The following is a 17,476-nucleotide window of genomic DNA, read 5'->3' on the forward strand; positions in this document are numbered from 1 at the left end:
TCAACTCGAGCGGGCCCGCTGCTGCTTGAAATATTTGAACGTCTCTTCGAGTCCATCCGCCAGCTTCTTTTCGGGACGCCAGCCAAGCTCCCGCCCGGCGCGCGCCGGCGATATGACGGAGCGCTTTTGTTCGCCGGGACGCGCCGCCGCATGCTCCGCCCGGGTCGGGAAATCGGCGATGCCTGCGAGCGTGGAATAAAGATCGTTCACGTTGGTCTCGACCCCGGTGCCGATGTTGAGCGCGATTCCCGACGCGCTCGATTTCGCAGCCGCGACCACGGCCCGCACCACGTCGCCGACGTAAACGTAGTCGCGGGTCTGCGTGCCGTCGCCGTAAATCGTCACGGGCTTGCCGTCGAGGATTCGTCCGCAGAAGATCGCAACTACGCCGGCTTCGCCGTGCGGATCCTGGCGCGGCCCGTAAACGTTGCCGAATCGCAGCGCCAGGTAGTCGATTCCGTACTCGACCTTGTAAAAGAACAGATAGGCTTCGGTCGCCAGCTTGGCGACGCCGTAGGGACTTACCGGGCGGCGCGGATGCTCCTCGGTGCACGGGAATTCGTCCTGCTCGCCGTAAATCGCGCCGCCAGTCGAAGAAAAGATCACGCGCCTCAAGCCGTGGCGGCGTGCCGATTCGATCAGGTTGAGAAATCCGACCAGGTTCACTTGCGCGTCGAACGCAGGATCGGCGACCGAACGCCGCACGTCCATCTGCGCCGCCAGATGGAAAATAATCTCGGGGCGCGCCTGCTCGACGACGGACGCAACCGCCGCGGCGTCGCGCAGATCGGTTTGATAGAGCGTGGCTTTCGCGTTCACCTGGCTGCGCTTGCCGGTGGAAAGATCGTCCAGCACCGACACTTCGCCGGCGCCGGACGCGACCAGCGCATCCACCGTGTGCGAGCCGATAAAGCCGGCGCCGCCGGTCACCAGAATTCTCATCGAAGCGTCCTTGACCTAAACCGGGTGGCGTCCGACCGAGTAGTACCGCAGCTCGAGCGCCTTCATCAGTTCTGGATCATACAGGTTCCGGCCGTCGAATATCACCGGCTGTTTGAGTTCGGCCTTGATGCGCTGAAAGTTGGGATGCCGGAACTCGTTCCACTCGGTCAGAATCAGCAGCGCGTCGGCGCCGGTGAGCGCCTCGTAGTTGGTCTTGTGGTAGGTGACGCGATCGCCAAAAATCTTGCGCGCATTTTCCAGCGCTTCGGGGTCGTGCACCCGGCATTTCGCACCCGCCTGCAGCAGTTCCTCGATCACCACCAGCGCCGGCGCTTCACGCATGTCGTCGGTGCGCGGCTTGAAGGCAAGCCCCCAAATCGCAAACGCCCGGCCGCTCAGGTTTTGTCCGAAATGCTGCTTCACGCGCGCGGGAATCAGCCGCTTCTGCCGGGAATTCACCGCTTCCGCCGCGCGCAAAAGTGCGAAGTCAAGGTTGTGCTCGCTGCCGATATGAATCATCGCCTGCACGTCCTTGGGAAAGCATGAACCGCCATAACCGACACCGGGAAACAGGAACGACGGGCCGATGCGTTTGTCGGAGCCGAGTCCGCGGCGGACGGCATTGATGTCGGCGCCCACGGCGTCGCACAGATTCGCCATCTCGTTGATGAACGAGATGCGCATCGCAAGCATCGCGTTGGACGCATACTTGGTCAGCTCCGCCGAGCGCGGATCCATTACGAGGATCGGATTGTCGGTGCGCACGAAGGGGTTGTGAATTTCCTTGAGGATAGCCGTCGCTTGCTCGCTCAGGCTTCCGATCACGACCCGGTCCGGCCGCATGAAATCTTCTATCGCGGAGCCTTCCTTGAGAAACTCCGGGACCGAGCACACGTCAGCGCGATGTTTGGCGAAGCGGCCGACGATTTCCCGCACCCGGTCGTTGGTGCCAACCGGAACGGTGCTCTTGATCGCCACGATGTGATAGCCGGTGATCGCTTTTGCGATATCCTCGGCCGCCTGGAAGATCGCGCTCAAATCCGCCGCGCCCGACGCGCTCATCGGAGTGCCGACCGCAATATACGAGACCATCGATTGCTTGACTGCTTTGGCGATGTCGGTGGTGAAATGAAGCCGGCCCTCCTTCAAATTGCGGCGCACCAGCTCTTCGAGCCCCGGCTCATAGATCGGAATCCTGCCCTCGCAAAGCTCGGCGATTCGCTGCTGGTCGATGTCAACGCAGAATACTTCGTTGCCGCTTTCCGCATAGCAGGTGCCGCTCACCAGTCCGACATATCCGCTCCCCACGACTGCGATGTTCATCGATAGCCTCTAGAATTCTTCCTTGATTACGTAGATCGGCTTCCCCTGCGATTCGTGATAGGTCCGCGCGAGCATCTCGCCCAGCAGTCCGATACTCACAAACTGCACTCCGACGACTACCAACAACACTGCCAATAGCAGCGCCGGCCGATTACCCAGTTCGCGCCCCAGTAGTATCTTCTCCAGCACCAGGATGAAGGTCCATAGACCGCCGAGTCCGCCCAGCACTATTCCGATCAGGCCGAACACTTGTATCGGCGCGGTGGAATAACCCGAGAGAAATTTGACGGTGATTAGGTCGAGCAACGTGCGCACGATGCGCCACAGTCCATACTTTGAGGTGCCCGCGCGGCGCGGCCGAAATCCGACTTCGACTTCTGCGATTCGCGCACCCTGCTCCGCCGCGATCGCCGGGACAAATCGATGCATCTCGCCGTAGAGCTGCAGACTGCGCGCGAGTTCCCGCCGGTAGGCCTTGAAGGTGCAGCCGTAGTCGTGAAGCTTGACGCCGGTCATCGCCGAAATCAGCGAATTTGCCGCCATTGAAGGCAGCCGGCGCGTAAACCGTTCCGCTTGCCACCGCTCAGTGCGCCAGCCGCTGGCCAAATCGTAGCCTTGATCGAGCTTGGCCAGCAGCCGCGGGATGTCGGCAGGATCGTTTTGTCCGTCACCGTCGATCGCGATTATTACGTCGCCGGTAGCGTGCGCAAAGCCGCAGGCCAGCGCCGCCGTCTGTCCGGAGTTGCGCGCCAGCGAGATCACGCGCACCTGTTTGTCCGCCGACTTAATCTCACGCAGCACCTCGATGCTCCCGTCGATGCTGCCGTCGTCCACGAACACGAGTTCGTAGGCGCGTCCGAGCGTCTGCATCACGCGGCTCAACTCTGCATGCAGCGGGGCGAGGTTATCCCGCTCGTTGTAGAGCGGAATAACTACTGAGTAGTCCATCTCGAATGATGAGAGTCGATTAGATTGATAAACTCTCGATAGCGATTATCTATCTCTTCCCAAGTCAGAGCTAATAGCCTCTCCAGCGAGAAGCGTTCAACAACGAACGACGCCATCACGCTGCCGTACACGACCGCCGTGCGCAGCGACGATTCTGTGATCCGCCCGTGTCGCGCCAGCAAGCCCATCATGCCGCCCGCAAACGTATCGCCCGCCCCGGTAGGATCGACTACCTCTTCCAGCGGATATGCGGGCACCGCGAACATGCCTTCCCGGCTGAACTGAAGCACGCCATACTCGCCGCGCTTGATCAGGACGGTGGCCGGACCCATTTTCAGGATCGCGCGCCCCGCCTTCACCAGGTTGTGCTCGCCGGTAAGCGTGCGCGCTTCGCTGTCGCTGCAAAGCAGTATCTGGATTCGCTCGAGCACCTTGGCCAGGCCCGGGCGGGTGTTCTGGATCCAATAGTCATAGAGATCGGCCGTGACTACTTTGGGACTAAGCACCTGGTCCAGTACGTGTTCCTGAAGCGCAGGATCGTTTGGCGCCAGATAAAGGTAGTCTGCGCGGCATTGGTCGGGCAGCAATTCCGGCGTGAAGTTTTCCAGCACGTTGAGCGAAAGTTTGACCGTGTCGCGCACGTTCATATCTTCGTGATAACGGCCGTGCCATCGCGTGGTCTGCCCCTCGCGTTTTACTACTCCGCGCACATCGATATTCCGATCCGTGAACAACTGGAAATCCTCGGCCTTATAGTCCGTACCGACCACCGCGACGACGCTGACCGGGGAAAAGAATCGAGCTGCTATCGAAAAGTAGCTGGCGCCGCCGCCCATCACTTCGACGACTTTTCCATTGGGTGTTTCGACCGTGTCGTAGGCTAGAAATCCGACCACAACGATACTCATCTATTGCACCTTCAGCGTCCCCGGATTTCGATCATCCTGGAGATACTTGCCTACCAGCGGACGCAAGTCGTCGATCAAGCGCTGCGGAATTGCCGCGCGATCGGTAATTATCGTGTTCTTGAGCGCGTCCTGGCACCCGCAGGTCCGCGCACGATTGCCAAGCGCGTGCGCAAGCGCCGACACCGCGCTTTGCGCCTTGTCCACGTTCAGCTTCATCACGCGCAGGATCTCGCCGATATCCACCGCCGCGGCCGTATCGTGCCAGCAATCGTAGTCCGTCACCAGCACCAGCGTCGCGTAACACATCTCCGCCTCGCGCGCGAGCCGCGCTTCCTGCATCGCGGTCATGCTGATGACGCTGGCGCCAAAACTGCGGAAAAGATTCGACTCGGCGCGGGTCGAGAATTGTGGACCTTCCATGCATAGATAGGTCCCGCTGTCATGAATCACCGCGCCGCCCGCGCGCGCTGCGACGGCCAGATCGCTCGCGAGATTTGCGCACACAGGATCGGCCATCGAAACGTGCGCCACCAACCCGTCCCCGAAGAATGTCATGGGGCGTTTGATGGTACGATCGATAAACTGATTTGGAACTACCAGTTCGCCCGGATGAATTTCCTCTTTCAGGCTGCCCGCTGTGGACACCGAAACGAGATGGGTCACGCCGAGCTGCTTCATCCCGAAAACATTGGCGCGAAAATTTATTTCGGACGGCAACAGTCGATGACCGCGGCCGTGTCGCGCGAGGAAAACGACCTCGGTGTCTCCGATTCGTCCCTGGTAAAACGGATCGGACGGACGGCCGAACGGTGTCTCGAGCTCCTTCAGCGCGACCTTGTCCAGGCCCTTCATCTGGTAGAAGCCGCTGCCTCCGATCACTCCGAGTATGTTCTGTGGCATCTTGGTTCTGGGGTTGATCCTGAACTGGCGTCAGGCCGGATTGTGCTGCTCGGCGTAAAGCTGGCCGCATGCCGCCGCAATATCTAGCCCCCGGCTTTCGCGGATGGTTGCGGTCAAATTACCGTTCTTCAGGATCGCTTGAAAGGCCTCCACCGCGGCGCGCGAGCTGGCCGCAAGCGCCGACCCCGCCAGCGGATTGTAAAAAATCAGGTTCACTTTCGCGCGCAAAGGCGCAAGCAACTTCACCAGGCGGCGCGCGTCCGCAATCGAATCGTTCACCCCGGCCAGCATCACGTACTCAAACGTGATCCGGCTGCGCCGTTTGATCGGCAGATTCCGGCATGCGTCGAGCAAAACTTCAAGCGGATAGCGCTGGTTGATCGGCGCGAGGCGGTCGCGAAGCTCGTTGGTAGTTGCGTGCAGCGAGACCGCCAGATTAACCGGAGTTTCGCTGAGCAGCCGCTCCATCATCGGGACCAAACCAACCGTCGAGACCGTGATCCTGCGCGGCGAGATGCCCATTCCCCAATCGGAAGTCATTATCGTGAGCGTGCGCACCAGGCGCGGGTAATTTGCCAGCGGCTCGCCCATCCCCATGAAAACAAAGTTCGTGATTTCCTCACCTGCGGCCAGCTCGCGTCGAGCAACGGGGATCTGCGCCAGCATCTCGGAAGCAGTGAGGTTGCGATGCAGTCCCATGCGGGCAGTCGCGCAGAATTCGCAGGCCAGCGCGCATCCCACCTGGCTCGACATGCAAAGCGTGACGCGTTTTTCCGTGGGGATTATCACCGATTCGATTTCTTCCCCGTCGTCGAGCGCAATGAGCAGTTTTCGGGTGCCGTCCGACGAACGCGAAACCAATGACGACACCGGATGCCCGATGGTGAAGCTCTGCTTCAAACAATTGCGCAGCGCCGCCGGCAGATCGCGCATCTCGTCGAATGACTCAGCGCCCCGAGCGTGTACCCAATGCAGAATCTGGCGGGCGCGATATGAGCGTTCGCCGACGCTGGCGACCATTTGCTCGACCTCATCGAGCGTCAGGTCGCGGAAATCCGCGCCCACGGGCGCCGGCTCGGCCGATGTTTGGCGATTCGCGTTCACGGCCAGTTATTCTAACCGAAACGCCGCCGTGAAAGCAGGATGGTCTCGTAGTGGGCGCTTTGCATAGCCTCGCGCAGAGGCAGAATCCTGAATCGCGCGCCCGTGAGGGCGCGGGTAGCCAGTGTTAAGACCCTCTACCGCATCCGCCTGGGCCCCCGATCTATCCCGGGGGCCAAGGAGCTGATAATCTCACTCTATTCCGAACCGAATGATCCGCTGACGCAATTTAACTTCGAATCGAATCAAGCAACTGGTCCGGGCTATATCCCATGATGAATCCTGGCAGGACCGGTTCTTTTCAAAGCGTGCTTGTCACTTTTCTGATCGGATCAGTGGCGTGTGGCTGGTCTATGATCATCCTGCCCCGCGCGCTCGTCGGGGGGTATATGCCAGTATCTTCTTTGAGTTTGATGCCCAGCCTAATTCTAGTAGCCGGCCCCTATGTGGTTTCGCTATATTCAGTTCTGGTGTTGTCTGGGTCCACATCTTGGAATGGATCAGTGATTGGAGACAGACAAGAGTCACTCGAGCGCTTTTATTGCTACATGAACATTTGGCTTCTCGGAGTTGGCCTGACTGGACTTGCTTGCTCAGCATTCGATCTGATGGTATCCGAGTTATTCTCTACGACCTACATGTTCGCTGGTGCGGTATTTTTGTTCCTCGCGTTGATTTCACTCTGGTCTCCGAAAGGTGGCCTACTCAGGCAAAAGTAGCGCAACAAGCAGGAGAGGAACCAGAGTTACGCGCGGCTCTCGTCTTCAGGAAAGAATCTCTCGCGCCGGGAAAAAGAAAGCGATTTCCTCAGCCGCCGTCCCGGGCGCATCCGAGCCGTGCGTGGCGTTCTGTTCGACGTCGATTCCGAAGTCCTTGCGAATCGTGCCGGCGTCGGCCTTTTTGGGATCGGTTGCGCCCATCAGCTGACGCCACTTGCTGATCGCATTCTCGCCCTGCAGCACCGCGATAACCACCGGGCCGGAAGTCATATAGTCGCACAGCCCGCGGAAAAACGGCCGCGCTTTGTGCACGTCGTAAAACTTCTCGGCGTCGGCGCGCGGGAGATGAATCTTGCGCAGCGCAACGATCGTCAGCCCCGAAGCTTCGATTCGCTTGAGGATGTCGCCGGTGAGCCCGCGCCGCACCGCGTCGGGCTTGACGATTGCGAAAGTTCGTTCCATCGAATTACTTCTTGCCCTCAAGTACTGATTTCATCGTCGAGCCGAGGTCAGCCGGGCTCATTGCGACCGTAATTCCCGCCGCCTTGAGCGCCGCGATTTTGTCGGCCGCGGTGCCGCGTCCGCCAGAGATAATCGCGCCGGCGTGACCCATCCGCCGTCCCTTCGGCGCGGTCTGGCCCGCGATAAACGCGACTACGGGTTTCTTAAAGTGTTGCTTTATGTATTCGGCGGCTTCTTCCTCGGCCGTCCCGCCGATCTCACCAATCATGATGACCGCGCGCGTCCTGGGGTCTTCGTTGAACAACTTGAGCGCGTCGATATGCGTTGTGCCGACGATCGGGTCGCCACCGATCCCAATGCAGGTCGATTGCCCGATTCCAAGCTGGGTCAGCTGATACACCGCCTCGTAAGTCAGCGTGCCCGAACGCGAGACGACGCCGATATCGCCTGGCTGGTGGATGTAGCCCGGCATGATGCCGATTTTGCATTCACCCGGCGTGATGATTCCCGGGCAGTTGGGGCCAATCAGGCGCGACTTGGTGCCCGCCAGGTAGGCCTTCACTTTGACCATGTCGAGGATCGGAACGCCTTCGGTGATGCAGATGACAAGCTCGATGCCGGCGGCGGCAGCCTCCAGCATCGCGTCGGCGGCGAACGCCGGCGGCACGTAGATCACGGTCGCGTTGCAGCCGGTCGATTTGCGCGCCTGCTCGACGGTGTCGAAGATCGGGATGCCTTCGAAGTCGGTGCCACCCTTGCCCGGCACTACCCCGCCGACCATTTGCGTGCCGTACTCTTTGCACGCGCGCGTATGGAGTTGGCCGGTCGCGCCGGTGATTCCCTGCGTCAGCACGCGGGTGTTTTTGTCAACTAAAATGCTCATCTGAAAATTCTAGGCTCCGATTTCTTTTACGATGCGCCGGGCGGCGTCGGCCATGTCGCTGGCGCTGACCACCTTGATCCCGGAGTCGGCAAGGATCTTCTTGCCTTCGACGACGTTGGTGCCTTCCATCCTGACCACCAACGGCACGTTCAGTTTCACCTGCCTAGCCGCCTCGACGACGCCCTGCGCCAACACGTCGCATCGCATGATGCCGCCGAAGATATTGATCAGCACGCCTTTGACGCGCTTGTCCGCGAGCAGGATGCGAAATGCGGCGGCGACCTTCTCGGTGCTGGCGCCGCCGCCAACGTCGAGGAAGTTGGCCGGCTCGGCGCCGTAAATCTTGACGATGTCCATTGTAGCCATCGCGAGACCCGCGCCATTGACCATGCATCCGATGTTGCCGTCGAGATGCACGTAGCTGAGGTCATACTTCGCCGCCTCGGTCTCGGCGGGATCTTCCTCGTTGGCGTCGCGAAGCTCGCGGATGTCCGGATGGCGGAACAAGCCGTTGTCATCGAATGACATCTTCGCGTCGAGGCAAATGACGCGGCCGTCGGTGGTCACCACCAGCGGATTGATCTCGATAAGCGACGCGTCAGTTTCGATAAACGCCCGATAGAGCGACGCGAGCAGGGCCGCGAACTGGCCGACTTGCTTGTCCTTGAGGCCGAGCGCGAATGCGATTTTGCGCGCCTGAAACCCGGCCAAACCCAGGATGGGATTGATCGGCTCGGTGAGGATTTTCTCCGGCGTCTTGGCGGCGACTTCCTCGATATCCATGCCGCCCTCGGTGCTCGCGATCACGGAAACCGTTCCCGCCTTTCTATCGACGAGCATCCCAAGGTAAAGCTCGCGAGCGATGTCGCTTGCTTCCTCGACGTAAACGCGGCGCACCACCCGGCCTTCGGGGCCCGTCTGATGAGTCACCAGCGGCTTGCCCAGCAGCCGGGCTGCGAAATCTCGCACCTCCGAGGCAACCGTCAGCAGTTTGACGCCGCCGGCCTTGCCGCGGCCGCCCGCGTGGATCTGCGCCTTGACCACAGCTTTTGGCTTGCCCAGCGCCGTGAATGCAGCAGCAGCCTCGTCAGGCGTGGTCGCGAACTGCCCCTTGGGAACGGGAGCGCCGAAGCGCGCCAGAACCTGCTTGGCTTGATATTCGTGGATGTTCATTCAGTTACCCAGGCATCACCCTCGTTTTGGATAGGGATCGGCGATCCTTCGACTCGGCCCGCTCGCTCACGATTACATTAGCGCGGCGGCAGCGTCATTTCATAAAGAGGTCGCGGAGCCATTTGATCGTCGTCTGGCGGCCGATCGCGGCGATTGCGGTCGTGAGCGGAATATCCTTGGGGCAAACCTCGACGCAGTTCTGCGCGTTGCCGCAGTCAGCCACTCCGCCCTCCGCCATCATCGCGTCGAGCCGCTCGTCGAGGTTCATCTTGCCGGTTGGATGCTGGCTCATCAGATAGACCTGCCCGATCACGGACGCGCCCATGAACTTCGAATGCGAGTTGATCTGCGGGCACGCCTCGAGGCAGCATCCGCAAGTCATGCATCGCGAGAACAGGTAGGCGAACTGCTGCACGTCGGGCGCGACTCGCGGGCCCGGGCCCAGGTCGTAAGTCCCGTCGATCGGAATCCACGCGCGCGCCTTCTTCAGGTAGTCGAACATTTTGGATCGATCGACCCATAGATCGCGGACCACCGGGAACTTCGTCATCGGCTCGACCGTCGCCGGCCCGTGAAGCCCGTTGGCGAGCTGCGAGCACGCCTGGCGGACGCGCCCGTTGATCACCATCGTGCACGCGCCGCAAACTTCCTCCAGACAGTTGGCGTTGAAGACGACTGGCGCGACTCGCTTGCCCTTACGATTGACCGGATTGCGCCGAATCTCCATCAGCATCGAGACGACGTTGTGATGGGGCAAATACGGCACCTCGAACTCCTCGTAATAGGGCTCGGAGTTCGGCGTTTCCTGGCGCTTGATTCTCAAAACTTGCGTCTGTTCTGGCACTGGGATGCTCCTGCTGGGACTACGCGGCGGATTTCTCGATGTCGTAGCGCCGCGGCCGCGGCTTGATGAGACTCACGTCAACCGGCTCCCAACTGAAACGCGGGCCGTCGGACGACCACGCCGCCATGGTGGTCTTCATGAAATTCGCGTCGTCGCGTTCGGGAAAATCGGGCTTGTAGTGCGCTCCGCGCGATTCATTGCGATTGAGTGCGCCGAGCGTAATCGGCCGCGCGATCTCGAGCATGTTCCATAGCTGGCGGACGAACAACACTTCCTGGTTCGCCCACTTGCCCTTGTCGTTGAGCCCGATTCGGCCCCATCGATCCTTGAACTCGAGCAGCTTGTTGTCGGTCGCTTTGAGCTTGTCATTATAGCGCACGACGGTGACGTTCTCCGTCATGATGTCGCCGAGTTCGCGCCACACCGCAAACGCGTTCTCCGGACCGCTCATCTTGAAAATGTTGTCGAATGATTCGCGCTGACGCTTCAGCTCCTGATCGTAAATCTGCGAACTGGCGGCGCTCTTGTGCGCCTTGGCATAGCCGATCATCGCCGGCTCGCAAATGTTGCCGCCGTGGATGCACGACAGCAGCGAGTTCGCGCCGAGCCGGTTGGCGCCGTGATATTGAAAGTCGCACTCGCCCGCCGCGAACAGCCCCGGGATGTTGGTCTGCTGATGGTAATCAACCCACAGACCGCCCATCGAGTAGTGCATCGCCGGGAAAATCTTCATCGGAACCTTGCGCGGATCCTGGCCGGAAAACTTCTGGTAGATTTCGAGCACGCCCGCGACCTTGCGATTGAGTTCCTCGGGATCGAGATGGCTCACGTCGAGATAAACCAGCGGATTGCCGTCAACCCCGAGCTTCATCTCGAACACGACCTTGTGAATCGCGCGGGTCGCGATGTCGCGCGGCACCAGGTTGCCGTACGCCGGGTACATGTCTTCAAGGAAGTACCACGGCTTGCCGTCGCGATAGGTCCACACCCGTCCACCCTCTCCACGAATCGACTCCGAGATGAGACGATACTTGTCCTCACCCTGCATTGCGGTGGGATGCACTTGGACGAACTCGCCGTTGGCGTAGGTCGAGCCCGCCTGGTAACACGCGCTGACCGCCGATCCCGTACACACCAGCGACTGCGTCGAGCGGCCGTAGACCAAGCCCGGGCCGCCGGTTGCGACGAGCGTGGTGTCGGCGGGAAACGCGCGCATCTCGAGCGAGCGCGTGTCGATCGCAACGATCCCACGGCAGTTTCCCGACTCGTCCTGCACGATGCTCAGCATCTCCCAGCCTTCGAACTTGCGCACCAGGCCTGCCGCCTCGTAGCGGCGGACCTGCTCGTCCAATGCGTACAGCAGCTGCTGCCCGGTGGTGGCGCCCGCGAATGCGGTGCGATGATGCTTGGTGCCGCCGAAGCGGCGGAAGTCGAGCAGGCCTTCGGGCGTGCGATTGAACATTACGCCCATCCGATCGAACAGGTAGATGATGGCCGGCGCGGCCTCGCACATCGCCTTGACGGGCGGCTGATGGGCCAAAAAGTCGCCGCCGTAAATCGTATCGTCAAAGTGAATCATCGGCGAGTCGCCCTCGCCTTTGGTATTGACCGCGCCGTTGATTCCGCCCTGCGCGCATACCGAATGCGAACGCTTGACCGGGACGATGGAGAAGAGATCGACTTGCTCGCCCTGCTCCGCGAGTTTCATTGCCGCGGTCAAACCTGCCAGCCCGCCGCCTACGATTATGTGATGCCCTGGCATTGGTTTTCTCCTCAGGCGGGTGCGCGAAATGCGAGCAAAATTGAAACGCCGACGATCGCCATGATGATGAACAGCGCAACGCACGCGCGATTCACCAGCGTTTGCGCCCTGGGACCGACCGCAATTCCCCACGTGATCGTGAACGTGAAAATGCCGTTGGTCAGGTGATAGACGCACGCCAGCGTCCCGACCAGGTAGGCCGTCAGAATCAGCGGATTCATCATGAAGTTATGCATCCGCAGGTAATCCGTCTCGACGCCGGTGGCGTAGAAAACCCCGCGCGTCGAGAGGACGTGAAAGCCGATGAACAGGAACGCGAGTATCCCGGTGATGCGCTGTAACGTGTACTGGTAGTTGCGCTCGTATGGGTAGTCGTTGGGCTGCGCGGTGGCCGTGATGACCAATCCGTAAATCGCATGGTAGAGAATCGGAATCCACAGGACCAACGCTTCGACCGCGATCTGAAACGGAATATTGCGCGTGAACTCGGTTTCCTTCCACCACATCGCGCCGCCCTTCAGGACGAAGGCGTTTTCGAAGAAGTGGAAAAATAAAAATCCGCCGATCGGAATGATTCCCGACAGCGAGTGCAACCTGCGCAGCAGCCAGTGGCGCTCGTCTGCCGTCATCCCCGCCGTAATCGCCGGCGCTGCAACTGCCTCTGCTTCTGCCATAAGCCTTTCCCGAATCGCTAGCCCTGTTTTCCGGCCGCGATTACTTTGTCCATTGCCTCGACCAGTTCGCGCACGTGTGCCACCGAACTGTCGAAGGCTGCCTTTTCGGCGGCACTCAACTGGATTTCCACAACGCGCTCGACACCGCCCGCGCCGATCACGACCGGAACTCCCGCAAAGAGTCCCTTCACCCCGTATTCGCCGTCAAGAAACGCGGCGCACGGCAGCACTTGTTTGCGATCGAGCATGTACGCCTCGACCATCTTGTAAGCCGCGGCTCCTGCGGCGTAATACGACGAAGTCTTCATCAACTGGACGATCTCGCCGCCACCGCCGCGCGTGCGCTTCTCAATTTCTTCCAGCCGCTTCGCCCCGACCAGGCGTTCGACCGGCTGGCCGCCGACCGTCGTGTAGCTGCGAATCGGCACCATGTCGTCGCCATGCCCGCCGAGCACCATCGCGGAAACGCTTTCCACCGACACGCCCAGCTCCGACGCCAGAAAGGTGCGGTAGCGCGCCGAGTCAAGCACGCCCGCCTGCCCGACGATCCGAGCTTTGGCGAAACCGGTCACGCGCTTGAGCTGGGTAACCATCGCGTCGAGCGGATTGGTCACCGCGATCACGAAGGCGCCGGGCGCGTGTTTCTTGATTGCGGCGCCGACGTCGGTCATCACCGCGGCGTTTATCTTGAGCAGGTCGTCACGGCTCATGCCGGGCTTGCGCGGCGAGCCCGACGTGACGACGCAGCAATCGGCGCCCTCTATGAGCTTGATGTCGATGCCGCCAGTGACGTTGGCGTCGATGCCGAGCACCGGCGCCGATTCGAGCATGTCCAGCGCCTTACCCTGCGGCAGTCCGTCGATGATGTCGTAGAGCACGATGTCGCCGAGTCCGCGCAGGAAGCATAGATGGGCGCAAGTCGCGCCGACATTACCCGCCCCGATGAACGCAATTTTTTTGCGAGCCATGGTTTGCTCCTAACTTCCGGTCGTTCGTTTTCTGAAGCCTACCTTATATTCGTGTATTTGCTAATGAGCAAGACTTAAGTGGATGCGCCAACCGAACCGGAGCGGTCGGCGCGTCGCGCGCGGCGCCCGAATGCGCCGCCCAAACGCCCGATAGATAGCAGCGTTTGATGACGTTGTGAAGCAATCGGATTGGGCTATCCGTGACGCCACGGGCGGGATGCCCGCCCCGGCATACTCAAGCGTGGCGGAGCCATCGCGAGAGCTCACGAATCGTGGGGCGCTTGCCGTACATCAGAATACCGGTCCGGTAGATTCGCCCGCTGATGAACATCGCCGCGCCAATCGTCGCGACCAGCAACAGCAATGACAGCGCGAGCTGCCATAGCGGCGGATTGTTGACAGCAAGGCGCTCGAACATCAGGATCGGCGAACAGAACGGAAACAGCGAAACCACCACCGAGGCCGGCGAATCCGACGCCGTCGCCACCGGCAGAATCATCGCCGACGCAGCGATCAGCGGCAAGATGATCACGAAGTTCCACTGCTGCGCTTCGTCGATCGAATTGAAGATCGCGCCGACGCCGGCGAAGATCGCGCTGTACAGCAGGTAACCCAATATGTAGAAGACGACGAAATAGACGATCAGCGACGGGCCCACGTCGAGCGCCGTCATCGCGGCGCGGAAGTACAGGCTTCGCGACGCACTGAACGCCGCGATCGTGAACCATACCCCGATCTGCGTCAGGCCGACGCTGCCGGCGCCGAGAATCTTGCCGGTCATGAGTTCCTGCGCGCTCGCCGCGCACAGCAAGACTTCGGTAATGCGCGCAGTCTTTTCTTCCATGACCGATCGCATCACTATCACGCCGTAGGACAGCAGCGAAAACAGCATCACGAACATGAGAATCAACACGACTGCGGCGCCGCGCACCGCGTTGTACATCGAGGACGGCTTGCCCGCGCGGACCGCCGTGAGATCGACGGGCTGCAGCGTCGCGGCCACGTCGCCGGCGCTGCTGCCCTGCTTCACCATGCGATCCGCGGCGAACGCGTACGACAGCGCGTCGCCGAGCCGGCGCTGAAGAATGAAGTCGTCCGTGCGATCGGTCGCGAACACGACGTGACGGGAAGCGCGCGCCGCGCCGTCGAGCCACACGTAGCCTTCGATGCCGCCCGCGTCGAGCCGCTTGTCGAGTAGCTGGTGCTCGGCCGGCGACGCGGAAGAAACGACCGAGGCCTGGTAGGGCGTCCCCCGCTGGCGCATCAACTCGCCGCTGGCAAGTTCGGCCAGCGCGCGATTATCGGATGCGATCACGACTCGCGCCGGGCGCTCGCTGTCACGCGCCATACCGGGCGCCGTCGATGCGCTGATCAGCGCGGGCAGGATCAGAAATACTCCCATCAGCAGCGGAGTCGCCAAGGTCGAGAAGATAAACGAGCGGGTCCTGACCCGCTCGAGGTATTCCCGTTGCGCGACGATCCAGACTTTGTGAATCGAGAACTCAGTCATCTCTGCCGGCTATTCGATCGATGAAGATCTGTTCCAGCGACGGGTCCATCACCTGGAATCGGATCACGCGCAACCCGCGCATCGCAGTCTGCAGCAGTTGTTGCGGGTCGGCGCCCGGCCTGAGGCGGATTTCGGCGTGATTGCCGTAGTCATTCAACGAATCGATGAGCGGATTGCCGGCCAGGCATCCGCCATCGCCTTCATAGTCGATTTGCACGAAGCGCCGTCCGTTACCGGCTTTGATCGCGCTCAGGCTCCCTTGCAGCACCGACTTGCCGCGATCGATCAGGCAGATCGAGTCGCACAGCTTTTCCACTTGGTCCATCCGATGGGTCGAGAACAGGATCGACTTTCCCGCCGCGCGAAGCCCGACCAGCACATCTTTGAGCTGCATCGTGTTGAGCGGATCGAGGCCGGCGAACGGCTCATCCATGACGATCAAGCCGGGATCGTGCAACAGCGCCGCGATGAACTGGATCTTCTGCTGCATCCCCTTCGACAACTCCTCGACCCGGCGATCGATCCAGTCCGCAATCCCGAGCCGCCGCGCCCACGCATCGATTCGTTCCCTCGAGGTGGCGACCGACAGCCCCGCAAGCCGTCCGAGAAAAACCAGGTTGCCGCCGACGGTCATCCGGCGGTACAAGCCGCGCTCCTCGGGCAGATAACCGACCCGGCGCAGCGCGCGGCGGCGCAGTGGTTCGCCAAAGAGCCGCACGCAGCCGGAATCGGGAGCGGTGATACCGATCATCATGCGGATGGTGCTGGTCTTGCCGGCGCCGTTGGGTCCGAGCAGGCCGAAAATATGCGCTGGCGGAATTTCGAACGAGAGATCGTCAACGGCTGTAAAGCCGCCGTACGACTTTCGGACTCGCAGCAGTTCGACGGTCGGCGGCACTGAGTGAAATGATTACGCCGGAGCGGGGCAAAAGAGAACGGGGCTGTCACGCATCGCGCGCGACAGCCCCATCAAGGATTCGCTCTCACTCCACTTAGACCCTCTGCCGAAAACGGGCGAGGGAATAAGAAAGAGGCAATTCAGAAGTTACATATTATCCACGATCGCCTTGCCGAACTCCGAGCACTTGAGCAGCTTCGCGCCGGTGGTCAGTCGCTCGAAGTCGTAGGTCACCTCTTTCTTGCCGATGGTCTTCTCAAGGCCGCGAACGATCCCGTCGGCAACTTCCTGCCATCCCAGGTGCTCGAACATCATCACGCCCGACAGGATAACCGAGCCCGGATTGACTTTGTCCTGGTCGGCGTACTTGGGCGCGGTGCCATGGGTCGCTTCGAAGATCGCATGGCCGGTCAGGTAGTTGATGTTCGCGCCGGGAGCGATTCCGAGCCCGCCGACCTGCGCCGCAAGCGCATCGGACAGAAAGTCGCCGTTCAAGTTCATCGTGGCGACGACGTCGAATTCATCGGGACGCGTCAGCACCTGTTGGAGGGTGATATCCGCGATTGCATCCTTGACCAGCATTTGGCCGGCCGGCGGCTTGCCGTTGCAATCGTCCCATCCAACGGCCTTGCCTTTGTATTCGCGTTTTACGAGTTCGTAGCCCCAATCGCGGAACGCGCCCTCGGTGTACTTCATGATGTTGCCCTTGTGGACGAAGGTCACGCTCTTGCGCTTGTGGCTAATCGCGTAATCAAGCGCGGCGCGAATCAGGCGCTCGGAACCCTCGCGCGAAATGCATTTGATTCCGATTCCCGAGGTATTGGGGAAGCGCATATTCTTGACGCCCATTTCCTCGAGCAAGAATTTGATGACCTTTTTTGCCTCGGGCGACTCCGCCGGCCATTCGATTCCCGCGTAGATGTCTTCGGTGTTCTCGCGGAAGATTACGACGTCGAGTTTCTCAGGATGCTTGACCGGACTGGGCACGCCCGCGAAGTAGCGCACCGGGCGCAGGCATACGTAGAGATCGAGCATCTGGCGCAGCGCCACGTTGAGCGAGCGGATGCCGCCGCCGATCGGAGTTGTCAGCGGGCCCTTGATGCCGACCAGGAATTCGCGGAATGCCTCGACGGTTTCGTCGGGCAGCCAGGTCTTCCAATTCTTGAACGGCTTATCGCCCGCGAACACCTCCATCCACGCGATCTGGCGCTTGCCGCCGTAGATTTTCTTCACCGCATTGTCGAAAACGTACTGCGATGCGCGCCAGATGTCGGGGCCGGTGCCGTCGCCTTCGATAAACGGAATGATCGGGCGGTCAGGAACTTTCAGGATGTGATTGGCGCCAAGAGTAATCTTTTCGCCGTTGCTCGGAACTTTGATGTGCTGATATGCCATCGGTGTCTCGCTTCGCCTCTCTGGTTGATTGATTGAGCGCGAACGCGATCCGCACTATCACCGCGG

The 17,476-nt window shown here is 60.8% G+C and carries 16 protein-coding genes; all 16 read right to left on the bottom strand.

What is annotated here, in order from left to right; all coding sequences use genetic code 11:
• The 16 genes from VIO10_RS08715 to icd all read right to left on the bottom strand — a co-directional run bounded on the left by VIO10_RS08715 (position 1) and on the right by icd (position 17,410).
• Positions 1–942 (bottom strand): NAD-dependent epimerase/dehydratase family protein, encoded by a 942-nt coding sequence (locus VIO10_RS08715; RefSeq protein WP_331962415.1) that lies wholly within the window; start codon positions 940–942, stop codon positions 1–3.
• Between the two features lie 15 nt (positions 943–957).
• Positions 958–2,265 carry a UDP-glucose/GDP-mannose dehydrogenase family protein gene (locus VIO10_RS08720; RefSeq protein ID WP_331962418.1) on the bottom strand — a complete coding sequence of 436 codons (1,308 nt, stop codon included), beginning with the start codon at positions 2,263–2,265 and terminating at the stop codon, positions 958–960.
• A 9-nt stretch (positions 2,266–2,274) separates the two neighbouring features.
• Positions 2,275–3,213 carry a glycosyltransferase family 2 protein gene (locus VIO10_RS08725; protein WP_331962421.1) on the bottom strand — a complete coding sequence of 313 codons (939 nt, stop codon included), beginning with the start codon at positions 3,211–3,213 and terminating at the stop codon, positions 2,275–2,277.
• Positions 3,198–4,121, bottom strand: a complete 924-nt coding sequence (locus VIO10_RS08730; RefSeq protein WP_331962424.1) for a PfkB family carbohydrate kinase — start codon at positions 4,119–4,121, stop codon at positions 3,198–3,200. Before VIO10_RS08730 ends, VIO10_RS08725 begins: the two co-directional genes overlap by 16 nt.
• Positions 4,122–5,021, bottom strand: coding sequence for an S-methyl-5'-thioadenosine phosphorylase (gene mtnP, locus VIO10_RS08735; RefSeq protein ID WP_331962427.1), 900 nt, complete (start codon positions 5,019–5,021; stop codon positions 4,122–4,124).
• 30 nt (positions 5,022–5,051) lie between these two features.
• Positions 5,052–6,125, bottom strand: coding sequence for a 23S rRNA (adenine(2503)-C(2))-methyltransferase RlmN (rlmN, locus tag VIO10_RS08740; RefSeq protein WP_331962430.1), 1,074 nt, complete (start codon positions 6,123–6,125; stop codon positions 5,052–5,054).
• Between the two features lie 761 nt (positions 6,126–6,886).
• Positions 6,887–7,303, bottom strand: a complete 417-nt coding sequence (gene ndk, locus VIO10_RS08745; protein ID WP_331962433.1) for a nucleoside-diphosphate kinase — start codon at positions 7,301–7,303, stop codon at positions 6,887–6,889.
• Between the two features lie 4 nt (positions 7,304–7,307).
• Positions 7,308–8,186 (bottom strand): succinate--CoA ligase subunit alpha, encoded by an 879-nt coding sequence (gene sucD, locus VIO10_RS08750; protein WP_331962436.1) that lies wholly within the window; start codon positions 8,184–8,186, stop codon positions 7,308–7,310.
• A gap of 9 nt (positions 8,187–8,195) precedes the next feature.
• Positions 8,196–9,359 (bottom strand): ADP-forming succinate--CoA ligase subunit beta, encoded by a 1,164-nt coding sequence (sucC, locus tag VIO10_RS08755; RefSeq protein ID WP_331962440.1) that lies wholly within the window; start codon positions 9,357–9,359, stop codon positions 8,196–8,198.
• Positions 9,360–9,453: 94 nt separating this feature from the next.
• Entirely contained in the window at positions 9,454–10,203 is a 750-nt protein-coding gene (sdhB, locus tag VIO10_RS08760) for a succinate dehydrogenase iron-sulfur subunit (RefSeq protein ID WP_331962443.1), read from the bottom strand.
• 19 nt (positions 10,204–10,222) lie between these two features.
• Positions 10,223–11,965, bottom strand: a complete 1,743-nt coding sequence (gene sdhA, locus VIO10_RS08765) for a succinate dehydrogenase flavoprotein subunit (protein WP_331962446.1) — start codon at positions 11,963–11,965, stop codon at positions 10,223–10,225.
• Between the two features lie 11 nt (positions 11,966–11,976).
• Complete coding sequence (locus tag VIO10_RS08770) at positions 11,977–12,639, bottom strand: succinate dehydrogenase (protein WP_331962449.1); 663 nt, start codon at positions 12,637–12,639, stop codon at positions 11,977–11,979.
• A 17-nt stretch (positions 12,640–12,656) separates the two neighbouring features.
• Positions 12,657–13,607 (bottom strand): malate dehydrogenase, encoded by a 951-nt coding sequence (gene mdh, locus VIO10_RS08775; RefSeq protein WP_331962452.1) that lies wholly within the window; start codon positions 13,605–13,607, stop codon positions 12,657–12,659.
• A 235-nt stretch (positions 13,608–13,842) separates the two neighbouring features.
• Positions 13,843–15,117 carry an ABC transporter permease gene (locus VIO10_RS08780; RefSeq protein WP_331962455.1) on the bottom strand — a complete coding sequence of 425 codons (1,275 nt, stop codon included), beginning with the start codon at positions 15,115–15,117 and terminating at the stop codon, positions 13,843–13,845.
• On the bottom strand, positions 15,110–16,015 hold the full coding sequence (locus VIO10_RS08785; RefSeq protein WP_331962458.1) for an ABC transporter ATP-binding protein: 906 nt from the start codon (positions 16,013–16,015) through the stop codon (positions 15,110–15,112). Before VIO10_RS08785 ends, VIO10_RS08780 begins: the two co-directional genes overlap by 8 nt.
• 147 nt (positions 16,016–16,162) lie before the next feature.
• Positions 16,163–17,410, bottom strand: coding sequence for an NADP-dependent isocitrate dehydrogenase (gene icd / locus VIO10_RS08790; RefSeq protein WP_331962461.1), 1,248 nt, complete (start codon positions 17,408–17,410; stop codon positions 16,163–16,165).
• Positions 17,411–17,476 lie beyond the last annotated feature (66 nt).

Origin of the sequence: Candidatus Binatus sp. (assembly GCF_036567905.1) — a bacterium.
Taxonomy (GTDB): Bacteria; Desulfobacterota; Binatia; order Binatales; family Binataceae; genus Binatus.

Coding starts and splice junctions, on each gene's coding strand:
- VIO10_RS08715 (WP_331962415.1), bottom strand. CDS start 942: ATGAGAATTCTGGTGACCGGCGGCGCCGGCTTTATCGGCTCGCACACG.
- VIO10_RS08720 (WP_331962418.1), bottom strand. CDS start 2,265: ATGAACATCGCAGTCGTGGGGAGCGGATATGTCGGACTGGTGAGCGGC.
- VIO10_RS08725 (WP_331962421.1), bottom strand. CDS start 3,213: ATGGACTACTCAGTAGTTATTCCGCTCTACAACGAGCGGGATAACCTC.
- VIO10_RS08730 (WP_331962424.1), bottom strand. CDS start 4,121: ATGAGTATCGTTGTGGTCGGATTTCTAGCCTACGACACGGTCGAAACA.
- mtnP (WP_331962427.1), bottom strand. CDS start 5,021: ATGCCACAGAACATACTCGGAGTGATCGGAGGCAGCGGCTTCTACCAG.
- ndk (WP_331962433.1), bottom strand. CDS start 7,303: ATGGAACGAACTTTCGCAATCGTCAAGCCCGACGCGGTGCGGCGCGGG.
- sucD (WP_331962436.1), bottom strand. CDS start 8,186: ATGAGCATTTTAGTTGACAAAAACACCCGCGTGCTGACGCAGGGAATC.
- sucC (WP_331962440.1), bottom strand. CDS start 9,359: ATGAACATCCACGAATATCAAGCCAAGCAGGTTCTGGCGCGCTTCGGC.
- sdhA (WP_331962446.1), bottom strand. CDS start 11,965: ATGCCAGGGCATCACATAATCGTAGGCGGCGGGCTGGCAGGTTTGACC.
- VIO10_RS08770 (WP_331962449.1), bottom strand. CDS start 12,639: ATGGCAGAAGCAGAGGCAGTTGCAGCGCCGGCGATTACGGCGGGGATG.
- mdh (WP_331962452.1), bottom strand. CDS start 13,607: ATGGCTCGCAAAAAAATTGCGTTCATCGGGGCGGGTAATGTCGGCGCG.
- VIO10_RS08780 (WP_331962455.1), bottom strand. CDS start 15,117: ATGACTGAGTTCTCGATTCACAAAGTCTGGATCGTCGCGCAACGGGAA.
- icd (WP_331962461.1), bottom strand. CDS start 17,410: ATGGCATATCAGCACATCAAAGTTCCGAGCAACGGCGAAAAGATTACT.